Below are 23,451 nucleotides of genomic sequence, written 5' to 3'. Positions count from 1 at the left end.
CATGGGAAAAGCTACGTTGCGTTCACGATGCTGACAACACCTTCGTTGCGCTTGAGTGAGGTATATGCAGCTCAGAGCAGCTATTTCGTTGCAACAGTTCAGAAGCTAATGCAACAAGGTGAACCGTTGCGTTGCAATGGACTGGAAGTGAACGCTATGCTGGGCGCATCCGATGGGTACGAAGGAGATCGCGATGCCGGGCGGCAGACTCACGCAGCAGGAACGTCAGCAGATCGCGCTGGGGCTGGCCGACGGCCTCGCCTACGCGGAGATCGCCAGAAGTCTCGACCGGCCGACGTCGACGATCACGCGCGAGGTGATGCGGAACGGCGGCCCCACCGCCTACCGCGCCGACCTGGCCCACCGCGCCACCGAACGCCGCACCCAGCGGCGCAGGCAGGCGGCGCCCCGCGAGCCGCAAGCCGCCCCGCAGGCGCACGGACGCGACGCCGAGGCCGTGCGGGAGTTCGAGGAGACGCTCACCACCGTCTTCATGCAGTCGGGGATGCCCAAGATGATGGCCCGGGTGCACGCCTGCCTCTGCACCACCGACTCGGGCAGCCTCACCGCGGCCGAACTCGTCCAGCGGCTCCAGGTCAGCCCCGCGTCCGTCTCCAAGGCCATCACGTACCTCGACGGGCAGGGACTCATCCGCCGGGAACGCGACGAACGCCGCCGCGAGAGGTACGTCGTGGACGACGACATCTGGTACCAGTCGATGATGGCGAGCGCCCGCTCCACCGCCCACGTCGTCGAGACGGCACGGCAGGGCGTCGGCATCCTCGGCCCCGGCACCCCGGCGGCCACCCGCCTCGAGAACATCGCCCGCTTCCTCGACTTCGTCAGCGAGAGCATCGCCCGCGCGGCGGACCAGGCCCGCGAGGTGCTTCACACGAAGCCGGAGGGGGGTACGGACGGCCGCGGCTGACCGCGGAGCGCGGAGCGCGGCCGTCCACCACCGCTTACGGCCGTCGGCGCTGAGATCTCCACACGAGGTAGAGCGCGGAGGCGATGGCGGCGCCGCGCACCACCCACGGCCAGGTCTCGGCCATCGCGTCGCTCATGTGGCCCTCGCGGATGTGATCGCCCCAGCGGCCCTCGTTCCTGCCCCAAAGCCAGGTGATCCCGGCAGCCACGGACAGACCCGGCAGTCCGATCACGGCCCACTTCGCCTCGGCGCGGCTGAGCCTGCGCGAGGCGTAGGCGAGGAGCCAGCCGCCGCCCAGGGCAAGCCAGTTGCCGAGGACGGCGCCGACGGTGAGGAGGGCCGCCGCGAGCAGGAGCAGGGGGTTGGTGAAGCGGGGCCCGGCGGAGGCGACGGCCGCGGTGACGGGCCGCCGGATGCGAAGGCGGCGACGGGGCGCGGAAGCGGTCTCGTCCGCCTCCTCCCACTCCTCCTCTTCCTCGTCCCCGTCCTCGCTCTCGTCCTCGGCGTCGCGCTCTTCCGCTTCGGGGCGCTTCTTCGGCGGGGGCTTGAGGAGCTCCGGGATCTCCACGCCTCCGGTGAAGCCCGGGACGCTGTCGGCGAGGCCGAAGGGACTGCTGTCCACCCGCCACCAGTCGGGCTCGGAGCCGGGGGCTCCGAGCTCGTCCGTGCTCGCGAGGTGCGGCGGGGAGGGCAGGTCGTCCCGGGGCGGCTCCGGTTCCTCCGCGGCGGGACGCGGGCGGGGGACGACGCGGCGCAGGCGCTTGGGCCGTTCCTTCGGCCGGGCGGTGCGCTGGGTGGGGACGGCGGGGCGGGTCTTGCGGGCCTTGGGCAGGTCACGGTCGTCGGCGCCGTCGCCTACGACGCCGTTGTCTGTGGAACCTCTGCCCCCCGAGCCCGCCGCTTCGACCAGTTCCTCGGGAGAGCCGAGGCGGTCCAGGATGCGGCGTATCGCGGCCGGGTTGTCGGCGGAGGTTTTCGCTCTGCTGCGGTCGATCTCGTTCCGCAGATCCGCCACGAGGCGCATGCGGGCGGCGGACGGCAGCAACTGCTGCTGGGCCAGGTCGCCGACGCGGCTCAGATAGTCGAAGACGAGCTGATCGCTCTCGATCCCCACGAAGTCCCCTCCGGGGCGGCGCCGTTGACGAGCCGCCCGTTGTGCCCGGTAGGACGACGGTACCTTCTCCCGGCGTGGCCGGCCTGCCTGTCTCGCCTCCTCGGGCCGGGCTCCGGCCCCACGGCCACACCCCTCACGAACAAGCTTTCCCACCCACCCGCTCGATGACCCCGCATGCACCCTCGCCACCCCCGCCACATGGACAGCCGCCAGGAACGCCCGGCCTCGCACCCCAACCCGCTACCGTGAGCCTGATGAGCACCGACGAGCAGCCCCAGCGCCCAGCGGACACCCCCCGGTCCCTCGCCGAGGCGCTTCGTTTCCGTGACGACGCGTCCCTCGGCGCGCTGCTCCACGCCCGCCCCGATCTGCTCACGCCGGTCCCGAACGACCTCACCCAGCTCGCCACCCGCGCGGCCACCCGCGCCTCCGTGGTCCGCGCCCTCGAGCGCCTCGACCGGTTCGCGCAGCAGGTCGCCGAGGCGCTCGCCGTGGCCCCGGAACCGGCCGCGTACGAGGAGCTGCGCGCGCTCGTGGCCGGGGACGAGGGAGGTGACAGCACCGTCGAGGCGGCGCTGGGCCGTGCCCTCGCCACCCTCCGCGAGCAGGCCCTCGTCTGGGGCACCGACGACCGCCTCCGCCTGGTCCGCACCGCACGCGAACTCCTCGCCCCCGCCCCGCAGTACCCCTCCCCCACCGGCCTCGGCCCGACCGTCGCCGAGGCCACCGCGGGCATGTCGCCGAACCGCATGCAGGACATCGTGGCGGCGGCCGGGCTGCCGTCCACGCACGACGCGGTCTCCGCGGTGCGCTCGCTCACCGAACTCTTCACGGACCGCGCCCGGATGTCCGCGCTCCTCGACGAGGCCCCCGCGGAGTCCGTCGAAGTCCTGTCGCGGCTCGTCTGGGGCCCGCCGTACGGCCAGGTCACCGCCGATCCGGCACGCCACCTGCGCTGGCTCCTGGACCGCGGCCTTCTCCTGCCGACCGCGCCCGGCACCGTCGTGCTGCCCCGCGAGGCGGCCCTGCACCTGCGCGCGGGCCGCGCCCACCGGGTGCTCGAACCCGCGCCGCCCGCCGTCGAGGCGCTGCGCGAACACCGTCCACAGGCTGTGGACGCGGCGGCGGCCAGCCAGGCGTACATGGCGCTCGACACGGTCGAGGAACTCCTGAAGGACTGGGACGAGGGCGGCCCCACCGTGCTCCGCGCGGGCGGCCTCAGCGTGCGCGACCTGAAGCGCACGGCGGTCGCCCTCGACCTGCCGGAGCCGGTGGCGGCGTTCTGGGTCGAGCTGGCCTACGCGGCGGGCCTGGTGGCGTCGGACGGCGAGGCGGAGGAGCGGTACGCGGCGACGCCCGCGTACGACGACTGGCAGGAACTGCCTCCCGCCGAGCGCTGGTCGGTCCTCGCCACGGCCTGGCTGACGGCGACCCGCACGGCGGGCCTGATCGGCGGACGTGACGGCAAGGACCGCACCCTGTCGGCGCTCGGCCCGCACCTGGACCGCTCGTCGGCGCCGGAGATCCGCCGCCGGGTGCTCACGCTCCTCACCACCCTGCCGGACGGCGCGAGCCCCACCCCCGAATCGATGCTTGCCCGCCTGCGCTGGGAGCGCCCGCCGCGCGGCTCGTCCGGAGGCGGCGCGTCCACGGGCGGCGTCTCCACCCACGCTCCGGTCGGCAACGCCCCCCTGGAGCTGCGCGCCCGCATCGCCCAATGGACGCTGAACGAGGCGGAGTTGCTCGGTGTCACGGGACGCGGGGCGCTGTCCGCGCACGGCCGGGCGCTGCTCGGCTCCGAGAGCGAGGACGACTCCGTGGGGACGGCGGCCCCCCAGCCCTCCCCCGCCGAACTCGCCGCGTCCGGCGCGCGAGCCGCCCGGCTCCTGGCGCCGCTGCTCCCCGAACCGCTCGACCACGTCCTGCTGCAGGCCGACCTCACCGCCGTGGCCCCCGGCCCGCTGGAGCGGCCGCTCGCCGAGACGCTGTCCGTGCTCGCCGACGTCGAATCGAAGGGCGGGGCGACCGTGTACCGGTTCACGCCCGGCTCCGTGCGGCGGGCCCTCGACGCGGGCAAGGCCGCCTCCGACCTGCACGCCTTCCTCGCCGCGCACTCGCGTACGCCGGTGCCGCAGCCCCTTGCGTATCTCATCGACGACGTGGCCCGTAAGCACGGCCACCTGCGGATCGGCGCGGCATCCGCGTACGTACGCTGCGACGACGAGGCCCTGCTGAACGAGATCCTGGCCGACAAGCGCTCCCAGGGCCTGCGCCTGCGCCGCCTCGCGCCGACCGTGCTCGCCGCGCAGGCCGACCCCGGGGCGCTCCTCGAAGGCCTGCGCGGGATGGGCTTCGCGCCCGCCGCGGAGAGCGCCGAGGGCGACGTACTGATCACCCGGGCCCACGCCCACCGCTCGCCGCCCCGCACCGCTCCCGAGCCGGTGCACGACGGGCCGCCGCTGCCGGACACCACCTTGATCGGCGCGGCCGTACGCGCCATCCGCGCCGGTGACCTCGCCTCCACCGCACCCCGCAAGGCGACCCCGGAGAAGGGCGACACGCTGCCCCGCACCACGGCCGCCGAGACCCTCGCCACGATGCAGGCCGCGGTCCTGACGGGCGAGGCGGTGTGGATCGGGTACGTCAACGCCGAGGGTTCCGCGAGCCAGCGGGTGATCGCCCCGATCCGGGTGGAGGGCGGCTTCGTCACCGCATACGACCACACGGCGGACGAGGTACGGACGTACCCCTTGCACCGGGTCACGGGCGTGGCGGAACTGGCGGAGTGACCCCCCGGCGCCCGGCTGTAGCCGACGTCACCTCTGTCACCCTTCGCGATGCGGCACACTGGAGGTTTGGCTTACCGAAAGGGTGCGCGCGTGAATGGTCCCCTGATCGTCCAGTCGGACAAGACTCTCCTGCTTGAGGTCGACCACGAGCAGGCGGAGGCCTGCCGCCGTGTCATCGCGCCCTTCGCGGAGCTGGAGCGTGCTCCCGAGCACATCCACACCTACCGCGTGACGCCGCTCGGCCTGTGGAACGCCCGTGCCGCCGGGCACGACGCCGAGCAGGTCGTGGACGCGTTGGTGGAGTTCTCCCGCTACCCCGTGCCGCACGCGCTGCTCGTGGACATCGCCGAGACGATGGCGCGCTACGGCAGGCTCACGCTCTCCAAGCACCCCACGCACGGTCTCGTCCTGACCACCACCGACCGGCCGGTCCTGGAAGAGATCCTGCGGTCCAAGAAGGTGCAGCCGCTGGTCGGGGACCGGGTCGACGCGGACACCGTCGTGGTCCACCCCTCCGAGCGCGGACAGATCAAGCAGACCCTCCTGAAGCTGGGCTGGCCCGCCGAGGACCTCGCGGGGTACGTCGACGGCGAGGCGCACCGCATCGACCTCGCGGAGGACGGCTGGGCGCTGCGGCCGTATCAGAAGCAGGCGGTCGAGGGGTTCTGGCACGGCGGCAGTGGTGTGGTCGTACTGCCCTGTGGCGCGGGGAAGACGCTGGTCGGAGCCGGTGCGATGGCCGAGGCCAAGGCGACGACGCTGATCCTGGTGACGAACACGGTCTCCGCCCGGCAGTGGAAGAGCGAGCTGATCAAGCGGACCTCGCTGACCGAGGAGGAGATCGGCGAGTACAGCGGTACGCGCAAGGAGATCCGCCCGGTCACCATCGCCACGTACCAGGTCCTGACCACGAAGCGTAAGGGCGTCTATCCGCACCTGGAGCTCTTCGACTCCCGCGACTGGGGCCTGATCGTCTACGACGAGGTGCACCTGCTGCCCGCCCCCGTCTTCAAGTTCACCGCCGACCTCCAGGCGAGGCGACGCCTCGGTCTGACGGCGACGCTGGTCCGGGAGGACGGCCGCGAGTCGGACGTCTTCTCCCTGATCGGACCCAAGCGGTTCGACGCTCCGTGGAAGGAGATCGAGGCGCAGGGCTACATCGCGCCCGCGGACTGTGTCGAGGTGCGGGTCAACCTCACGGACTCGGAGCGGCTCGCGTACGCGACGGCCGAGGCCGAGGAGAAGTACCGCTTCTGCGCCACGACGGCCACGAAGCGGAAGGTGACCGAAGCCCTCGTCAAGAAGCACGCCGGTGAGCAGACCCTGGTCATCGGCCAGTACATCGACCAGCTGGACGAGCTGGGCGAGCATCTGGACGCGCCGGTCATCAAGGGTGAGACGACGAACGCGCAGCGCGAGAAGCTGTTCGGCGCGTTCCGGGAGGGCGAGATCTCCGTTCTCGTCGTCTCGAAGGTCGCGAACTTCTCGATCGACCTGCCCGAGGCTACGGTCGCGATCCAGGTGTCGGGGACGTTCGGCTCCCGGCAGGAGGAGGCACAGCGGCTCGGTCGTGTGCTGCGTCCGAAGGCCGACGGCCATGAGGCCCGCTTCTACTCCGTGGTGGCCCGGGACACCATCGACCAGGACTTCGCGGCGCATCGGCAGCGCTTCCTCGCGGAGCAGGGGTACGCGTACCGGATCGTGGACGCGGACGAGCTGCTGGCCGACAACTGAGCACCAGGGCCAGGGCGAGCAGGGGGTAGGGCGACGCCAACGGCTGCTGCCAGTCGGGCAGTCGCAGGTCCGCCTCCCCCTGGTGCGGGATCAGCCACAGGGTGCGGGCCGTGAAGAGGGTCGCCACCGCCGCGGTCAGGCGGGGGCGGCCCTCCGCCATGAGCAGGACCATGAGCGGTACGCACCAGACCCAGTGGTGGGACCAGCTGATGGGCGAGACGAGAAGCGCGGTGCCGGCCGTGAGGAGGACGCCGCGGGGCTCGCTGCGGGCACGGCGGGCCAGCCACAGCCCGGTGGCGGCGACGAGGACCGCGGGCACGGCCCACACGAGCCCTGGGTGCGGGTCGTGCGTCATGCGCGCGACCAGCCCCTGGAGCGACTGGTTGTCGACGATCCACGCCTTGCCGACGCGGCCCGTCTCGAAGAGCCGTTGCGTCCAGAAGTCGACGCTGGCGGCGGGCAGCACGAGCGCGCCGAGCGCGAGGGTGCCGGTGAGGGCGGCGGTGGCCGTGAGCCCTTCGCGTACGCGTCCGGTGAGGAGGAGATACGCGATGAAGATCGCCGGGGTGAGCTTGATCCCGGCGGCGACCCCGATCGCGAAGCCCTTGCCGACGGCGCCGGGAGGCCTGGTCAGATCCCAGAGGACGAGGCAGGCGAGGGCGAGGTTGATCTGCCCGAAGAGGATCGTCTGGAAGACGGGCTCGACCCAGATGCCGAGGGCGGTGGCCGCGAGGAGCGGGCCGACACGGGTGGGAAGCCCTGCGAGGCGGCAGGAGAGGTGGACGAGGTTCGCCAGGAGAACGAGGTTCCCCACGATGAAGGCGAGCTTGAGGACGGGGAGGGGCAGCCAGGTGGTGGGTACGAAGAGGATGGCCGCGAAGGGCGGATAGGTGGCCGGGAGGTCCCACTCGGTGACGGTGAACCCGTAGAGATCGCTCCCCCCGGCGACGGCGGCGCCTTCGGCCCGGTACACGAGGGTGTCGGCCATGGGGATGCGCTGGGCGAAACAGAGGGCGGCGAAGGCGACAAGGCTGACGGCGAGAAGAACGGTGACGCAGCGTGGCGTGACACTCACAGACGGTACCTTCACGGCGGTGACCCTAGTGGATCACGCAGGAGAAGGCTGTTCGCCCAGAGTCGGATGCGGGGCAATCGGGCGGGTGGGCGGGAAAGTCTTGTTCGCCCAGGATCGGATACGGGCGGGAAAGCCCCGCCCGGGGTGACGGGGCCGCGGGGCAGCTGACCCCCGGGACGCCCCCCCCCGCAGCGGGGATAAATCGGTGGCCCCGCCATGCAGCGGGGCATAAAATGCCCGGTCTGCCCGGACGGCAACCGGCCAGCCCCAACAACCCGCACCCCCGGCCGGAGGCAACCGTGCACGCCCACCCCGACCCGCTCTCCCGAGAGCGGCACCACCTCGCCGCTTCCCGCTCGGCCCTCCGAGCCATGCGCGAGGACGCCGAAGCGCTCGACATCCGCGACGTCACCGCGAACTGGGTCAACGCCGCCGTCCTGCAGAGCCAGATCGACGAGCGGATCAAGTCCCTCGCCGATCTCTCCCACACCCCGCTCTTCTTCGGGCGGCTCGACTACCTCCACGCCCCCGGCGCCGAGCAGGCGGAAGGCGCCGAGGGAGAGCAGTTCTACATCGGGCGGCGCCACGTCCACGACTCCGACGGCGACCCCATGGTCATCGACTGGCGCGCCCCGGTCTCGCAGCCCTTCTACCGCGCCTCGAAGAAGGCGCCGATGGACATCGCCCTGCGGCGGCGGTTCGGATACACGGGCGGCGACCTCACCGCGTACGAGGACGAACACCTCAGCGACGCCGACGAGGCCGAGCGGACCAGCAAGCTGCTCCAGCAGGAGATCGAACGGCCCCGCGTCGGCCCCATGCGCGACATCGTCGCCACGATCCAGCCCGAGCAGGACGAGATCGTCCGGAGCGGCCTCGGCGGCTCGGTGTGCGTGCAGGGCGGCCCCGGCACCGGAAAGACCGCCGTGGGCCTGCACCGTGTCGCTTACCTCCTCTACGCCCACCGCGAGCGCCTCGCCCGGACCGGGACCCTCGTCATCGGGCCCAATAAGTCCTTTCTGCACTACATCGAGCAAGTGCTGCCCGCTCTCGGCGAGTTGGAGGTCAAGCAGGCCACCGTCGACGACCTCGTCGCCCATGTGGAGGTACGCGGGGCGGACGAAGCCGCCGCCGCCGTCGTCAAGGGCGATGCCCGCATGGCCGAGGTGCTGAGGAAGGCCCTGCGGTCGCACGTGAGCATGCCCGGCGAGCCCGTCGTCGTCGTGCGGGGTTCCCGGCGGTGGCGCGTCCCCGCGTACGAACTGGAGGAGATCGTGCGCGAGTTGCTCGCCCGCGACATCCGGTACGGGGCCGCCCGCGACGCCCTGCCGCAGCGCATCGCCCACGCCGTGCTCGTACGGATGGAGCAGGCCGGCGAGGCCCCCGACGACCGGGTACAGGACGCCGTCGCACGCAACGCCGCCGTGAAGGCCGCCGTCAAGGCCGTGTGGCCGCCCGTCGATCCGGCCAAGCTCGTCCTTCGGCTGCTCTCCGACGCCGAGTTCCTCGCCACGCACGCGGAAGGAATCCTCGATCACGAGGAGCAGAAGCTCATCCTCTGGGCGAAGCCCGCGCGGAGCCTGAAGGCCGCCAAGTGGTCCGCCGCCGATGCCGTGTTGATCGACGAGGCCACTGATCTCGTCGCCCGGACCCATTCCCTCGGTCATGTCGTCCTCGATGAGGCGCAGGACCTCTCCCCCATGCAGTACCGCGCCGTCGGGCGCCGCTGCACCACCGGCTCCGCCACCGTCCTCGGCGACCTCGCACAGGGCACCACCCCGTGGGCGACCCGGAGTTGGGAGCAGGCCCTGGAGCACCTGGGGAAGGGGGACGCCGTGGTGGAGGAACTCACCGCCGGTTTCCGTGTGCCGCGGGAGGTCATCGCGTTCGCCTCCCGGCTGCTTCCCTCCATCGCGCCCGGTCTCGCCGAGGTGAAGTCCGTGCGTGAGTCGCCCGGTTCACTCGTGGTGCGCCACGTGGCGGACGCCGACGCCACCGCCTCCGCCGGCCTCGACGCCGCTTCCCTCGAAGCCTGTGTCGAGTCGCTGCGGCAGGAAGGTTCCATCGGGCTCATCGCCGCCGACGCCCGCATCCCCGCGCTCGCCGAAGCGCTCGGCGCCGCCGGGATGACGTACCTCTCGCCCGGCGACGAGACCACTCCCGAGACCCGGCTCACCCTCGTGCCCGCCTCCCTCGCCAAGGGCCTCGAGTACGACTACGTGGTCCTGGACGAGCCCGCGGCCGTCGTCGACGGCGAGCCCGACGAGCGGACGGGCCTGCGGCGGCTGTACGTCGCCCTGACCCGAGCCGTCTCGGGGCTCACCGTCGTGCACGCGGCCGCGCTTCCCGGGCAGCTCGCCCGCTAGGGCCTCTCCGCCGGGCCGCCGGCGGACGGCAGGTGCGTGACGACGAGGACGATGCCCGCGAGCGTCACGATCCTCGTGGCCGCGTCCAGGCCGTTCCAGTCCTCCGACTGCCACATGGCGAACCATTCGCCGCCGATACCGATGAAGCCCGCCCCGAACAGGAGCAGCACCATGAGGAGGCCGACCGTGCCCGCCCGCCGGGCCCGGATCAGTCCCTGCGGGCGGCGCAGCGCCCCGGCCCACAGGACCGTCGCCGCGAGGAGGACCAGCGCCGCCAGGGTCTCCCACACGATGATCCCGACGTACGCGATGTCCTGCAGCGTGGTGGACTCCACCGCGCGCCACATCAGGTCGTCGTCCTTGAAGGTGGTGTCCATCGCCAGGACATGGCGCACGAACTGCTGGTTGGTGCCGAAGTCGGTGATGTTCCCGAACGCCACGAGTGCGATGTAGAGCGCCACCGTCCCGGTGAGCAGCGTCGCGGCGACGGGCAGCGCCCCGGCCGCGAGCATCCGCTCCGCGGGACGCGTCTTGCTGGCTGGTGTCGGCATGAAGTCCCCTCCCTGTCACTCCAGTTGTACCGCGTCCCGCGCGTCAGCCCCACACGCATTTTCCACCCGCGTGCAGGCTCAGCACATGAGCCCCGCGCGTGAGTCCCGCGCGCAGAGCGATCAGGCGTCCAGCGCCTCGCGCCACGTACGGACCGCGTCGGCCGAGACCGGTGCAGACCAGCCGTCGGGGCGCGAGGCACCGCCGATGTGGAAGGCGTCGACGCCCGCGGCCCTGAGCCGCGGCAGGTGGTCGAGGCGCAGGCCGCCGCCGATCAGGATCTGCTGCTCGTAGCCCGGTTCGCCGGACCGCGCCGCCTCGTCGAGCAACGTGCCCATGCCGTCGTCCACGCCCCCCGCCGCACCCGCGGTGAGGTAGGTGTCCAGGCCGGGCAGGTCCGCGAGCTGCTTGCGCAGGGAGTCGCGGTCGGGGGCGCGGTCGATGGCCCGGTGAAACGTCCAGCGGCAGCCGTCGAGCGCGTCCACCACGGCCTCGACCGCGGCCAGGTCGGGGCCGCCCGTCTCGTCGAGGAATCCCAGGACGAACTCGTCGGCGCCGACGTTCCTGAGCTCGCGCGCACGGCGTACGAGAGCGTCGACGTCGCCCGCGTCGAAGCCGTCCGCGAGGCGCAGCATCACGCGCAGGGAGATGTCCACGGCGGCGCGGATCTCGGCAAAGGTCTCGCGGGACGGGGTCAGGCCGTCCGCGGCCATGTCGGTGACCAGCTCGAGGCGGTCCGCGCCTCCGGCCTGGGCGGCGACGGCGTCCTCGGCGTCGAGGGCGATCACCTCCAGGACTGCACGCTTGCTCATGGATGTCTTCCTTCGGGTCCGGGGCCGCGGGGGCGGGCGACGCGGAGGCCTTGAAGCCGCCACACATAGGTCTAGTCCAATTACCCAGCCTACGCGCAGATCACCCCGGCGCGCCCCCACCGCACCGGGGTGATCGTAAAGACATGTACACGTCGGCCTTGCCGCAGGTTCGGCCGAGCGGCCCCCCGGCGTTCAGCTCAGCGGCCTGAACCCCCTCAGGCGCAGGCTGTTGCCGACGACGAAGACCGAGGAGAACGCCATCGCGGCACCCGCGATCATCGGGTTCAGGAGGCCCGCGGCGGCCAGCGGCAGTGCGCCCACGTTGTAGGCGAAGGCCCAGAACAGGTTGGACTTGATCGTGCCGAGCGTGCGGCGGGAGAGGCGGATGGCGTCCGCCGCCGCCCGCAGGTCTCCCCGTACGAGGGTGAGGTCGCCCGCCTCGATCGCGGCGTCCGTGCCCGTGCCCATCGCCAGGCCCAGGTCGGCCTGGGCAAGCGCCGCCGCGTCGTTCACGCCGTCGCCGACCATCGCCACGCTCCGCCCCTCCGCCTGGAGGCGCTTGACCACGTCCACCTTGTCCTGCGGCATGACCTCGGCGATCACGTCATCGGGTGCGATGCCCACCTCGGCGGCCACCGCTGCCGCGACCGCCTTGTTGTCGCCGGTCAGCAGGATGGGCGTGAGGCCCAGGGCGCGGAAGCGACGGATGGCTTCAGGGCTGGTGTCCTTCACCGCGTCCGCGACCTCCAGGACAGCGCGCGCCTCGCCGTCCCAGGCGACCGCGATGGCCGTACGTCCGGCCGCCTCGGCCTCCGCCTTCGCGCGCTCCAGCTCCGCCGGCAGCGGTATCGCCCACTCGGCAAGGAGCGCCTCGCGTCCGACCAGGACCGCGTGGCCCTCGACGATGCCCTGGACACCGAGGCCCGGCACGTTCGCGAAGTCCTCGGGGGCGGGCAGTTCGCCGGCCTTCTCGGCGGCGCCCCTGGCGACTGCCTGCGCGATGGGGTGCTCCGACGGGTGCTCCAACGCCCCTGCCAGGCGCAGCACTTCGTCCTCGCCGACACCCTCCGCGACGGTCGTGGCGAGCAGGGTCATCTTGCCGGTGGTGACGGTGCCGGTCTTGTCCAGGACGATCGTGTCGACCTTGCGGGTCGTCTCCAGGACCTCCGGGCCCTTGATCAGGATGCCGAGCTGGGCGCCGCGTCCGGTGCCGACCATGAGGGCGGTCGGCGTCGCGAGCCCCAGGGCGCAGGGGCAGGCGATGATCAGCACGGCGACGGCCGCGGTGAAGGCCGCCGTCAGACCGGAGCCGTTGCCGAGCCAGAAGCCGAGGGTGGCGACGGCCAGGGCGATGACGACCGGCACGAAGACCGCGGAGATCTTGTCGGCGAGGCGCTGGGCGGCCGCCTTGCCGTTCTGCGCGTCCTCCACCAGCTTGGCCATGCGGGCGAGTTGGGTGTCGGCGCCGACGCGGGTGGCCTCGACGACCAGGCGGCCGCCGACGTTGAGGGTGGCGCCGGTGACGGAGTCGCCCTCGGCGACCTCGACCGGCACGGACTCGCCGGTGAGCATGGAGGCGTCGACGGCGGACGCACCCTCGATGACCTTGCCGTCGGTGGCGATCTTCTCGCCGGGACGCACGAGGAAGCGGTCACCGGTCGTCAGGTCGCCCACGGGGACGGTCTCTTCGCGCCCGCCGTCACGGATGACGGTGACGTCCTTGGCGCCCAGCTGGAGCAGCGCCTTCAGAGCGGCGCCCGCCTTGCGCTTGGAACGGGCCTCGAAGTAGCGCCCGGCCAGGATGAAGGCGGTGACGCCTGCCGCGGCCTCCAGGTAGATGTTCCCCGCGCCGTCCGTGCGGGCGATGGTCAGCTCGAAGGGGTGCGTCATGCCGGGCGTGCCGGCCGTACCGAAGAACAGAGCCCACAGCGACCAGATGAACGCGGCCGACGTGCCGAGCGAGATCAGCGTGTCCATCGTGGCCGCGCCGTGCCGCGCGTTCGTGTACGCGGCCTTGTGGAAGGGCCAGGCCGCGTACGTCACGACCGGTGCCGCGAGGGTCAGGGACAGCCACTGCCAGTACTCGAACTGCAGGGCGGGGACCATCGCCATCGCGACGACGGGCAGGGAGAGCAGCACGGCCGCGATCAGTCGCTCGCGCAGCGGCCGCAGCGCGTCGTCGGCCGCCTGCTCGTCGCCGTCCGCGTCCGGCTCCGTACGGGCCGGGGCGGGCTCCTGCGCGGTGTAGCCGGTGGCCTCGACGGTGGCGATCAGGTCCTGTACGGCGACGTCCTGGCCGCGGTAGCTGACCTTGGCCTTCTCGGTGGCGTAGTTGACGGTCGCCTCGACGCCGTCCATGCGGTTGAGCTTCTTCTCGATCCGGGCTGCGCACGAGGCGCAGGTCATGCCACCGATGGCTAGTTCTACTTCTGCCACCTCGGTGGTGCCGGGTGTGGTGGACATGGCTGCGGGCTCCTCGTGACGGGGGCATCGGTGTGTCGATGGGTACCCGGGGTGGGTACCTTCGACCTGCGTCCCTTTATACCCCTGGGGGGTATCGAACGCAAGAGTCGCCCCGGGCTTGACTTCATACCCCTAGGGGGTATCTTCGAGACATGGAAGGCCGGTCGTCATCCGTTCCGCGCCCTCACTTGACCCGTCTCTTGGGAGTCACCATGAACACCGGACTGAAGATCACCGCGTTCGCCGCGGCCGTCGCCGCGACCTTCGGCACCGCGTACGGAGTGGGTCAGGGCGTCGACCCCGTGACCGCGGAGAAGAAGCCCGCGAGCGAGCACGGGGGGCATGCGGGCGACAGCGGCAAGGAGAAGGAACCAGGAGGAACGGACGCCGGCGCGGGCCACGCGGAGACCGTGCCAGGCGGCCTGCAGATCTCCGAGCGCGGCTACACCCTGGACCTGGAGACCTCCCGCATCGACGCCGACAAGCGCGAGGACCTGCGGTTCACGGTCGTCAAGGACGGTGCGGGCAAGGACAGCGCGGCCAAGGACGCCCGGGGCAAGAACGTCACGGCGTACGAGGAGGAGCACGGCAAGGAGCTGCACCTCATCGTCGCCTCGCGCGACCTGACGACCTACCGCCACCTGCACCCGACCCGCGCGGCGGACGGCACCTGGTCAACGCCGGTCGAGCTCCCGGAGGCGGGCGGCTACCGCGTCTTCGCCGACTTCAAGCCCGCGGGCGCGAAGGAGGGCCTGACGCTGGGCGCGGACCTCGCGGTGGCGGGGACGTACGAGCCGCGGTCGCTGCCGAAGCCCGCCACGAAGACTCGCGTCGACGGCTACGAGGTCAGCCTCAAGGGCGAGTTGAAGCCGGGGAAGGCGGCGGACGTGACCCTGAACGTGGAGAAGAACGGCAAGCCCGTCACCGACCTCCAGCCCTACCTCGGCTCGTACGGCCACCTGGTCGCCCTGCGCTCCGGCGACCTCGCCTACCTCCACGTGCACCCCACCGGCGAACCCGGCGACGGCCGGACGAAGCCGGGCCCCGGTGTGTCCTTCGCGGCGACGGCTCCGACTGCGGGCGCCTATCGGCTGTTCCTCGACTTCAAGCACGAGGGGGAGGTGCGGACGGCGGCGTTCACGGTGTACGCCGGTGCGGGTGCCGGTGGCGGCGGCGAGGACGGGCACGGGGGTACCCCCGAGTCGACGGACTCGGAACACGCACACTGACGCCGCCCCCTGCGGGCCCGCAGACGTACGTGAGCTGGCTCAGTCGAAGATCGGCAGCTCCGATTCCCTTGCTCCCGCCAGTTCATAGCGCGTTCCCGCGAGAGGGCGGCCCGTGCAGAGGCGGATCAGGGTCGGTGCGTCGCCGATGTAGCGGGCCGGGGGGCGCTTGCCGTCGGGGACGCCCAGGGAGAGCGGCTCGTCCCTGCCGTCCACATCCGCGTGCAGCGCGAGGGCCGACGTCGTCCTGCTGTACTCCCCGAGCAGGGTCAGCGCATCGGGCAGCCCCGCACCGCCGTACGCCCCGGGCAGTCCCCACGCCTCCCGCACGTCCCCGGCGTGCACCCACTCCCCCAGCGCCACGCCGTCGAGGCGCCCCTTGAACTCGACCATGACCGCTCCCGCCTCCGTCATGCCGCGCTCCAGCTCGTCCACGACACGGGAGTTGGACCAGTCGGCGCGCTCGGCGATGTCGCGGTCGTTGCTCTCGGCGCTGTAGACGCCCTTCTCGAAACGGCGGTCGACGACGCGCGCCAGAGCGGCGCCGCAGTGCGCGAGGACGTGCCGCACGGTCCAGCCGGGGCAACAGGTCCTGACCGCGTACGCGGAGTCGTCGGCATCCCTCAACAGCGGTATGAGCAAGTCGCGTTCGGTACGCAGCAGCCGCCCGGGCAGCTCGGGGTCATAGGTCTCGTCGCGGTGCGTCATGGAGGTCATACGGGCAAGCCAATCGCGTACGGCGGCATACGGCAACGGACTTCGCCGGGAGCCCCCGTACGCCGGACGGGCGGGACGCGACACAAGACGTCACCATACCCCCACCGGGTACTTGGCCAAGTGACCGCTAGAGTCGCCCCATGCCCCACGACGACAAGGACCTCCGCGCCCGCTGGCACGCGACCCTGCTCCGCGCGAGCGAGGGAACCCCCGACCCCGCCCCCTACGCGGACAACCTGCTGACGCGCTGGGCCGAGCCGCAGCGGCGGTATCACACCACCGCCCACCTCGCGGCGGTCCTCGACCACATCGACGTACTTCAGGAGCACGCCGAGGAACCCGATCTCGTACGGCTCGCGGCGTGGTTCCACGACGCCGTGTACGCGCCGGACCGCTCCGAGAACGAGGAGCGCAGCGCCCGCCTCGCCGAACGCGCCCTGACCGAGGCCGGGTTGACCGAGGCGCGGACCGCCGAGGTGGCCCGCCTCGTCCGGCTCACCGTGACCCACGACCCCGCCGACGGCGACCACAACGGCGAGGCGCTGTGCGACGCCGACCTGGCGATCCTGGCCGCGGCCCCGGACGCCTACGCCGCGTACGCCGCCGCCGTCCGCGAGGAGTACGCCTTCGTGCCGGACGAGGACTTCCGCACGGGCCGGGCCGCGGTGCTCCGGCAGCTCCTCGCGCTGCCGAGGCTGTTCCGCACGCCGTACGGAGCGGCCGAGTGGGAGGGTCCGGCGCGCGCGAACCTGGCGACGGAAATGGAGCTGCTGGACTCCTGAGGCTCCCGTACGCTCGCCGCATGCTTTCCATGGGTGGGGACCAGATCGAGGAGGCCGTGGCATACGCGGCGAAGGCGCTGCGCGCGGGGGTGGAGCTCGACTGGAGCGTCGAGGCGGGCGGTCTCGAATGGAGCTGCCTGGAGACGGCCGAGCACATCGCGGGCGTCCTCGTCGCGTACGCGGGGCAGCTGACGGGCCGGGCGACCGACACATGGGTCCCCTTCGAGGTCGCCTTCGACGAGGGCTCGGGTCCCGCGGACGCGATCAGCGTCATCGAAGCGACCGGCGGCCTGCTCTCGGCGGTGGTGCGCACCACGCCCCCGGGAGTGCGGGGCTATCACCCGTACCCGTCCGGAAGCGCGGACGCGACCGGCTTCGCGGCGATGGGCACGACGGAGCTGCTCCTGCACACGTACGACATCGGGCAGGCGCTCGGCCTGAACACACAGCCGCCGGCCCAGCTGTGCGAGGCGGTGCTCGCCTGGCTCTTCCCGCAGGTCATGCCCGCGCGCACGCCCGACGACCAGTGGGCGACGCTGCTCTGGGCCACGGGCCGCGGTGAACTGGCCGGACGGCCCCGCCTCGACAAGTGGCGCTGGCACAACGCCCTCGCGATCCCCGCGGGACGGATCTCGCTGCGGGAGGTCTCCCCCGCGGCGGCGGCGGATCTCGCCGCGGGCGGCACGGGGGGCCTGACGTGGATCGAGGGCGGGCCCTTCGACGGGACGCGGCGGGCGGCGGAGGGGGTCACGAAGGCGTACGCGTCCGGGGTGCACCGGCCCGAGTGGGGCATGTTCGCGCTGGTGCGCGTGGAGGACGAGGTCGCGGTCGGCGGCATGGGCTTCCACGGCCCGCCGGACGAGGAGGGCGTGGCGGAGGTCGGTTATGACCTGGCGGTCGCCGCGCGGGGCCGGGGCTATGCCACGGAGTCCCTCCGCGCGCTCTCCGACCGGGCCTTGGACCACCCGGCCGTCTCGGCACTCCTGGCCGTGATCGAGCCCGAGAACGAGCCCTCGCAGGCGGTGGTCACCAGGGCGGGCTACACCCGCGCCTCGGACCGCGAGAACCTTCGGTCCTACTTGCGCCGCCCCTGACCGCCCCGGGAACACACGCGGCCCGGGGAATGTCAGCAGCCACCCCGGCGTTCACCACTGTTATGCCGACACCTGACCCAAAGGCCCCTTTCCCCAAGGCCCCCGAGCCAGGGAAAAGCCGTACCCGCATGCCCCTGGCCGTCTACATCCTCGGCCTCGCCGTCTTCGCGCTCGGCACGAGCGAGTTCATGCTGTCGGGGCTGCTGCCCCCCATCGCGGACGACATGGGCGTCTCCATCCCCCGCGCCGGCCTGCTCATCTCCGCCTTCGCCATCGGCATGGTCGTCGGCGCTCCCCTCCTCGCGGTGGCGACCCTCCGCCTCCCGCGCCGTACGACCCTCATCACCCTCATCACCGTCTTCGGGCTCGGCCAGGTCGCCGGTGCCCTCGCGCCCACGTACGAGATCCTCTTTGCGTCCCGCGTCGTCAGCGCCTTCGCCTGCGCCGGATTCTGGGCGGTCGGCGCGGCCGTCGCCATCGCGATGGTGCCGGTCAACCAGCGCGCCCGCGCCATGGCCGTGATGATCGGCGGTCTCTCCATCGCGAACGTGCTCGGCGTCCCCGCCGGCGCGTTCCTCGGCGACAACTTCGGCTGGCGTTCGGCCTTCTGGGCGGTGGGCGCCGCCTCCGCGGTCGCTCTCGTCGGCGTACTGACCCTCATCCCGCGCATCCCGCTCCCGGCCGAGAAGCCGCGCCTGAAGCGGGAGTTGCTCATCTACCGCGACCGGCAGGTCTGGCTCTCCATCGTGATCACCGCCCTCGCGGCGGGCGGCGTCTTCTGCGCGTTCTCGTACCTCTCGCCGCTCCTGACGGATGTCGCGGGGCTCGACGAGGGGTGGGTGCCGACCGTGCTCGGCCTCTTCGGGCTCGGCGCCCTCATCGGTACGGCGGTCGGCGGCCGCGTCGCCGACGCGCACCTCTTCGGCGTCCTGCTCAGCGGCATCGCGGCCTCGACGGTCTTCCTCGTCGCCCTCGCGCTCTTCTCCGGCACGACGGCCGTCGCGGTGACCCTGTCCTTCCTCCTCGGTGTCTCCGCCTTCTACACGGCCCCGGCCCTCAACGCCCGCATGTTCAACGTCGCGGGCGCCGCCCCCACCCTCGCGGGCGCGACCACGACGGCGGCGTTCAACCTGGGCAACACCGGCGGCCCCTGGCTCGGCGGCACCGTCATCGACCTGGACCTGGGCTACGCCTCGACGGCGTGGGCGGGCGCGGCGATGACGGCGGTGGCGATCGTCGCGGTCACGGCATCACTGCGGCTGCACCGCAGGACGCCGAGCCGCGTGGTCACGGCATCGGCGGGCGACACGGGCGACACCACACCGGCCGCCGAGAGCCCCGTAAGGGGCGCGGCCGGCTCCCACCGGCCCGCACATCCCGCGCCCCGCTCGACCCGCCACTAGGCCGGCCGGCGACGGCCCTACGCAGGCCGCCCCTTGGGCCTCCGCAGCCCCGCGTCCGTGAGCCTGCGCACCAGTTCCTTGGAGCCGATCTCGACCGCGCCCGCGCGCACCGCGTCCTCGTAGCGGTGCGAGGGCAGGTCGTAGTGGTCGCGCTCGAAGGCGCGCGCGGGGGCGCCGATGCCGGCCGCGAACGCGTGCAGTTCCTCGTACGAGACGTCGCTGACCAGGTGCGACCACATGCGGCCGTGGCCGGGCCAGGTCGGCGGGTCTATGTAGACCGTCACGTCAGGCCGCCCACGGGGGCCACCACGACGCCCGCCTTGCCGCACACCCAGTGCGGGTCGGGGCCCAACTCGGGCTCCACGTCCAGGGCGTGCGGGTCGCCCGCGCCGCAGACGGGGCAGAGCGGCCAGCGGCCGTAGCGCTCCAGGAGCGCGTCCTGGACGTCCTGGGCGACGAGGCCCGCGACGTAGTCGACGCCCTCCGGCCACTGCTCGACCCACCAGCGGCGGTGCGCCACCGACTGCTCGACCAGCGAGACGACCTCGGCCTGGGCGACCTCGCGGGTCACGAGGTCGGCGAGGACAAGTGCACGAGCGGCGTGCAGCGCCTGCTCCAAGGGGTCGATCGCGTCCATGCAGCCATTGTCCACCCCACACGCGACTCCCCGGAGATCCGTCCGAGAACGGGCCCGAGATCGGCAGCGGGTCCCGACCGAGATCGGGACCAAAGGGGTCTTGACCCATCCGGGGTCCGAAAATATCTTTCAAGCGTGACCAATGACGTGAAGGAAATTTTCGCGGGTGCGGCGCCCCCCGCCCCTGCCGCCCTCGCGGCCAAGGTGCGGACCCTCGCGCCGTCCATGACCCGCTCCATGCAGCTGGTCGCCGAAGCCGTCGCCGGCGACCCCGCGGGCTGCGCGGCCCTCACGGTCACCGGCCTCGCCGAGCTCACCGGAACCAGCGAGGCCACGGTGGTCCGCACCGCCCGCCTCCTCGGCTACCCCGGCTACCGCGACCTGCGGCTCGCCCTCGCCGGACTCGCCGCCCAGCAGCAGTCGGGCCGGGCGCCCGCCGTCACCGCCGACATCGCCGTGGACGACCCGATCGCGGACGTCGTGGCGAAGCTGGCGTACGACGAGCAGCAGACCCTCGCCGACACCGCGGGCGGACTCGACACCGTCCAGCTCGGCGCCGCCGTCGCCGCGCTCGCCGTCGCGCCCCGCGCCGAGATCTACGGAGTCGCGGCCTCCGGCCTCGTCGCCCAGGACCTCGCGCAGAAGCTCCTTCGCATCGGCCACATCGCCCACGCGCACTCCGACCCCCACCTGGCCGTCACGAACGCCGTCACCCTGCACTCCAAGGACGTGGCGATCGCGATCACGCACTCCGGGTCGACCGGTGACGTCATCGAGCCGCTGCGGGTCGCCTTCGAGCGCGGGGCGACGACCATCGCGATCACCGGACGCCCCGGCAGCCCCGTCTCGCAGTACGCGGATCACATACTGACCACCTCCACCGCCCGCGAGAGCGAGCTCAGGCCCGCCGCGATGTCGTCCCGCACGAGCCAGCTGCTCGTCGTGGACTGCCTGTTCGTGGGCGTCGCCCAGCGGACGTACGAGACCGCCGCCCCCGCCCTCGCCGCCTCGTACGAAGCGCTCGCGCACCGGCACAGCCCGCGCGGCGGCAGCCGCTGACCTCCGCCCCCCTCAAGGGCGCACCGCAACCCCCCGCCACCCCCCGCCGCACACGAAAGAGCCGCACCTCATGACCTCCACGACCGACGCCACGGACTCCCCCGCCCCCGGAAGCGGATCCACGGACACGTACGGCGAACTCCGCGCCCAGCTGGACACGCTCACCACCGAGGCGTTCCGGCCCGAGCTCTCCGAGATCGACCGGCTGCCCACGTCGGAGATCGCGAAGATCATGAACGGCGAGGACGCCACCGTGCCCGCGGCCGTCGCCGAGCAGCTCCCGGCCATCGCCGCCGCCATCGACGGCACCGCCGAGCGCATGGCCCGGGGCGGCCGGCTCATCTACGCGGGCGCGGGCACCGCGGGACGCCTCGGGGTGCTCGACGCCTCCGAGTGCCCGCCCACCTTCAACACCGACCCGGCGGAGGTCGTCGGCCTCATCGCGGGCGGCCCGAGCGCCATGGTCACGGCGGTCGAGGGCGCGGAGGACAGCAAGGAACTCGCGGCCGAGGACCTCGACGGGCTCGGGCTCACCGCGGACGACGTGGTCGTCGGTGTCTCGGCGTCCGGCCGCACCCCGTACGCGATCGGCGCGGTGGAGCATGCGCGGACCCGTTACGGCGCGCTCACCATCGGGCTCTCCTGCAACGCGGACAGCGCTCTCGCGGCGGCGGCCGACCACGGCATCGAGGTCGTCGTGGGCCCCGAACTCCTCACCGGCTCCACCCGCCTGAAGGCGGGCACGGCCCAGAAGCTCGTCCTCAACATGCTGTCGACGATCACGATGATCCGCCTCGGCAAGACCTACGGAAACCTGATGGTGGACGTACGCGCGTCGAACGAGAAGCTGCGCGCCCGCTCGCGCCGGATCGTCTCCCTCGCCACCGGCGCCTCCGACGAGGAGATCGAGGCCGCGCTCGCCGCCACCGACGGGGAGGTGAAGAACGCCATCCTCACGATTCTCGGCGGGGTCGACGGCCCCACGGCCGCGGACCTGCTCGCCGCGTCGGACGGCCACCTCAGGGCAGCCCTCGACACCTCGCGCACGACGCACGCCTCGGGCACGACCCACGCCCCCCGCACCACCTGACCCCAGCCGCTGGAAGAACAGCGCCACCCCGCACGCACAGCAAGGCACCCCGCACCATGGCAACTGACAAGAACCGCGCCACAGCCGCCGCGATCCTCCCCCTCGTCGGCGGCGCCCAGAACGTCACGTCCATCGCCCACTGCATGACGCGCCTGCGCCTGACGCTCGCCGACCGCTCCCTTGTCGACGACGAGGCCCTCAAGGCGCTGCCCGCCGTGCTTGGCGTGGTCGAGGACGACACGTACCAGATCGTGCTGGGCCCGGGCACGGTCGCCCGTGTCACGCCCGAGTTCGAGGCCCTGGTGGCGGAAGCCGGGGCGGCGGCCCCGCCGGAACCCACCCGCACCGCGGACGAGTTGGCGGAGCAAGGGGCAGCCATCAGGGCGGCCCGCAAGGAGAAGAACTCAACCCCCTTCAAGCTCTTCCTGCGCCGCATCGCGAACATCTTCGTGCCGCTGATCCCGGCCCTCATCGGCTGCGGCATCATCGCGGGCATCAACGGCCTCCTGGTCAACCTGGAGTGGCTGCCGTCGATCACCCCGGCGCTGGCGGCCATCGCCTCCGGTTTCATGGCGCTGATCGCCGTCTTCGTCGGCTTCAACACGGCGAAGGAGTTCGGCGGTACGCCGATCCTGGGCGGCGCGGTCGCGGCGATCATCGTGTACGCGGGCGTGGCGAACATCGAGGCGTTCGGCCAGAAGCTGTCGCCCGGGCAGGGCGGCGTACTGGGCGCCCTGGGCGCCGCGGTCCTCGCCACCTACGTGGAAAAGTGGTGCAGGAGGTGGGTCCCGGAGGCTCTGGACGTCCTGGTCACCCCCACGATCACGGTCCTGCTCTCCGGCCTGGTCACGATCTTCGGCCTGATGTTCCTGGCGGGCGAGGTCTCGACGGGCATCGGCACGGCGGCGAACTGGCTCCTGGACAACACGGGCGCGTTCGCGGGCCTGGTCCTCGGCGGCCTCTTCCTTCCCCTCGTCATGCTGGGCCTGCACCAGGCCCTGATCCCCATCCACACCACGCTCATCGAGCAGCAGGGCTTCACGGTCCTGCTCCCCATCCTCGCGATGGCGGGCGCGGGCCAGGTGGGCTGCGCGATCGCGGTCTACAAGCGTCTGCGCCACAACACATCAATCCGTACGACGATCAAGTCGGCGCTCCCCGCAGGCTTCCTGGGCGTGGGCGAACCCCTCATCTACGGTGTCTCGCTCCCCCTCGGCCGCCCTTTCATCACGGCGTGCGTGGGCGGCGCGGCGGGCGGCGCGTTCATCGGCTTCTTCTCGATGATCGGCGACAAGGTCGGCTCCACGGCGATCGGCCCGTCGGGCTGGGCCCTCTTCCCCCTCCTCGACGGCAATCAGGGCCTCGGCCCGACGGTCGCGGTCTACGGCGGCGGCCTCCTGGTCGGCTACGTGGTGGGCTTCGTCGCGACGTACTTCTTCGGCTTCAGCAGGCAGATGCTGGTGGAACTGAACACGGAGACAACCCCCCACGACCAGGTCGTCGCGGGCTCGCCAGGCACGGCGGCCGAGCCGACGGCTCCGGAGGCGGAGCCGGCGAGGGCCTAGGACTCCGGGTCGTACGTTGATGAGTGAAGGGCGGCACCAAGCGGGTGC

At 72.3% G+C, this 23,451-nt stretch carries 18 protein-coding genes and 1 pseudogene; 11 read left to right on the top strand and 8 right to left on the bottom strand.

Going from position 1 to position 23,451, the window contains the following annotated elements:
- The first annotated feature begins 193 nt into the window (after positions 1-193).
- Positions 194-928 carry a helix-turn-helix domain-containing protein gene (locus tag ACWGIH_RS32100; protein WP_453448617.1) on the top strand — a complete coding sequence of 245 codons (735 nt, stop codon included), beginning with the start codon at positions 194-196 and terminating at the stop codon, positions 926-928.
- A gap of 34 nt (positions 929-962) precedes the next feature.
- Here ACWGIH_RS32100 and ACWGIH_RS32095 read toward each other — a convergent pair whose 3' ends face one another.
- Complete coding sequence (locus tag ACWGIH_RS32095) at positions 963-2,042, bottom strand: hypothetical protein (protein WP_453448616.1); 1,080 nt, start codon at positions 2,040-2,042, stop codon at positions 963-965.
- 254 nt (positions 2,043-2,296) lie between these two features.
- On the opposite strand from ACWGIH_RS32095, the gene ACWGIH_RS32090 reads away from it, so the two are divergent.
- Both ACWGIH_RS32090 and ACWGIH_RS32085 read left to right on the top strand, forming a co-directional pair.
- On the top strand, positions 2,297-4,831 hold the full coding sequence (locus ACWGIH_RS32090; RefSeq protein WP_453448615.1) for a helicase-associated domain-containing protein: 2,535 nt from the start codon (positions 2,297-2,299) through the stop codon (positions 4,829-4,831).
- Positions 4,832-4,921: 90 nt separating this feature from the next.
- On the top strand, positions 4,922-6,565 hold the full coding sequence (locus ACWGIH_RS32085; protein WP_453448614.1) for a DNA repair helicase XPB: 1,644 nt from the start codon (positions 4,922-4,924) through the stop codon (positions 6,563-6,565).
- Here the strand turns inward: ACWGIH_RS32085 and ACWGIH_RS32080 are convergent.
- Positions 6,471-7,553, bottom strand: a pseudogene (locus tag ACWGIH_RS32080) (glycosyltransferase 87 family protein); the annotation flags it as partial. The gene ACWGIH_RS32085 and the pseudogene ACWGIH_RS32080 overlap by 95 nt on opposite strands.
- 320 nt (positions 7,554-7,873) lie before the next feature.
- Between ACWGIH_RS32080 and ACWGIH_RS32075 the strand changes: the two are divergent.
- Positions 7,874-10,006, top strand: coding sequence for a HelD family protein (locus ACWGIH_RS32075; protein WP_453448613.1), 2,133 nt, complete (start codon positions 7,874-7,876; stop codon positions 10,004-10,006).
- On the opposite strand, the gene ACWGIH_RS32070 is transcribed toward ACWGIH_RS32075, so the two are convergent.
- The 3 genes from ACWGIH_RS32070 to ACWGIH_RS32060 all read right to left on the bottom strand — a co-directional run bounded on the left by ACWGIH_RS32070 (position 10,003) and on the right by ACWGIH_RS32060 (position 13,830).
- Complete coding sequence (locus ACWGIH_RS32070) at positions 10,003-10,557, bottom strand: DUF2165 domain-containing protein (protein ID WP_453448612.1); 555 nt, start codon at positions 10,555-10,557, stop codon at positions 10,003-10,005. The two genes, ACWGIH_RS32075 and ACWGIH_RS32070, sit on opposite strands and share 4 nt — an antisense overlap.
- 120 nt (positions 10,558-10,677) lie before the next feature.
- Positions 10,678-11,367 carry a copper homeostasis protein CutC gene (locus tag ACWGIH_RS32065; protein ID WP_453448611.1) on the bottom strand — a complete coding sequence of 230 codons (690 nt, stop codon included), beginning with the start codon at positions 11,365-11,367 and terminating at the stop codon, positions 10,678-10,680.
- A gap of 192 nt (positions 11,368-11,559) precedes the next feature.
- Positions 11,560-13,830 carry a heavy metal translocating P-type ATPase gene (locus tag ACWGIH_RS32060; RefSeq protein WP_453448610.1) on the bottom strand — a complete coding sequence of 757 codons (2,271 nt, stop codon included), beginning with the start codon at positions 13,828-13,830 and terminating at the stop codon, positions 11,560-11,562.
- A gap of 212 nt (positions 13,831-14,042) precedes the next feature.
- On the opposite strand from ACWGIH_RS32060, the gene ACWGIH_RS32055 reads away from it, so the two are divergent.
- Positions 14,043-15,059: a hypothetical protein gene (locus tag ACWGIH_RS32055; protein ID WP_453448609.1), complete on the top strand. Its 1,017-nt coding sequence runs from the start codon at positions 14,043-14,045 to the stop codon at positions 15,057-15,059.
- A 39-nt stretch (positions 15,060-15,098) separates the two neighbouring features.
- On the opposite strand, the gene ACWGIH_RS32050 is transcribed toward ACWGIH_RS32055, so the two are convergent.
- Entirely contained in the window at positions 15,099-15,773 is a 675-nt protein-coding gene (locus ACWGIH_RS32050) for a maleylpyruvate isomerase family mycothiol-dependent enzyme (protein WP_453448608.1), read from the bottom strand.
- Between the two features lie 140 nt (positions 15,774-15,913).
- On the opposite strand from ACWGIH_RS32050, the gene ACWGIH_RS32045 reads away from it, so the two are divergent.
- The 3 genes from ACWGIH_RS32045 (at position 15,914) to ACWGIH_RS32035 (ending at position 19,052) form a co-directional block, all read left to right on the top strand.
- Complete coding sequence (locus ACWGIH_RS32045; RefSeq protein ID WP_453448607.1) at positions 15,914-16,555, top strand: HD domain-containing protein; 642 nt, start codon at positions 15,914-15,916, stop codon at positions 16,553-16,555.
- Positions 16,556-16,575: 20 nt separating this feature from the next.
- Entirely contained in the window at positions 16,576-17,649 is a 1,074-nt protein-coding gene (locus ACWGIH_RS32040) for a GNAT family N-acetyltransferase (protein WP_453448606.1), read from the top strand.
- A gap of 128 nt (positions 17,650-17,777) precedes the next feature.
- Complete coding sequence (locus tag ACWGIH_RS32035) at positions 17,778-19,052, top strand: Cmx/CmrA family chloramphenicol efflux MFS transporter (protein WP_453448605.1); 1,275 nt, start codon at positions 17,778-17,780, stop codon at positions 19,050-19,052.
- A 17-nt stretch (positions 19,053-19,069) separates the two neighbouring features.
- On the opposite strand, the gene ACWGIH_RS32030 is transcribed toward ACWGIH_RS32035, so the two are convergent.
- Together ACWGIH_RS32030 and ACWGIH_RS32025 are read right to left on the bottom strand one after the other, a co-directional pair.
- Complete coding sequence (locus ACWGIH_RS32030; protein ID WP_344520838.1) at positions 19,070-19,336, bottom strand: DUF4031 domain-containing protein; 267 nt, start codon at positions 19,334-19,336, stop codon at positions 19,070-19,072.
- Positions 19,333-19,689, bottom strand: a complete 357-nt coding sequence (locus ACWGIH_RS32025; protein WP_453448604.1) for a hypothetical protein — start codon at positions 19,687-19,689, stop codon at positions 19,333-19,335. Before ACWGIH_RS32025 ends, ACWGIH_RS32030 begins: the two co-directional genes overlap by 4 nt.
- A 135-nt stretch (positions 19,690-19,824) precedes the next feature.
- Between ACWGIH_RS32025 and ACWGIH_RS32020 the strand changes: the two genes are divergently transcribed.
- The 3 genes from ACWGIH_RS32020 (at position 19,825) to ACWGIH_RS32010 (ending at position 23,403) form a co-directional block, all read left to right on the top strand.
- The gene (locus tag ACWGIH_RS32020) at positions 19,825-20,748 is read left to right on the top strand and encodes a MurR/RpiR family transcriptional regulator (RefSeq protein ID WP_453448603.1); all 924 of its coding nucleotides are present in this window, start codon (positions 19,825-19,827) and stop codon (positions 20,746-20,748) included.
- 70 nt (positions 20,749-20,818) lie between these two features.
- Complete coding sequence (gene murQ, locus ACWGIH_RS32015) at positions 20,819-21,838, top strand: N-acetylmuramic acid 6-phosphate etherase (protein WP_453448602.1); 1,020 nt, start codon at positions 20,819-20,821, stop codon at positions 21,836-21,838.
- Between the two features lie 56 nt (positions 21,839-21,894).
- A complete protein-coding gene (locus ACWGIH_RS32010; RefSeq protein WP_453448601.1) occupies positions 21,895-23,403 on the top strand; it encodes a PTS transporter subunit EIIC in 1,509 nt (502 codons plus the stop codon).
- Positions 23,404-23,451: the final 48 nt, after the last annotated feature.

The organism is Streptomyces sp. NPDC054872 (assembly GCF_053610705.1).
This window is presented reverse-complemented; position numbering and strand designations above follow the sequence as displayed.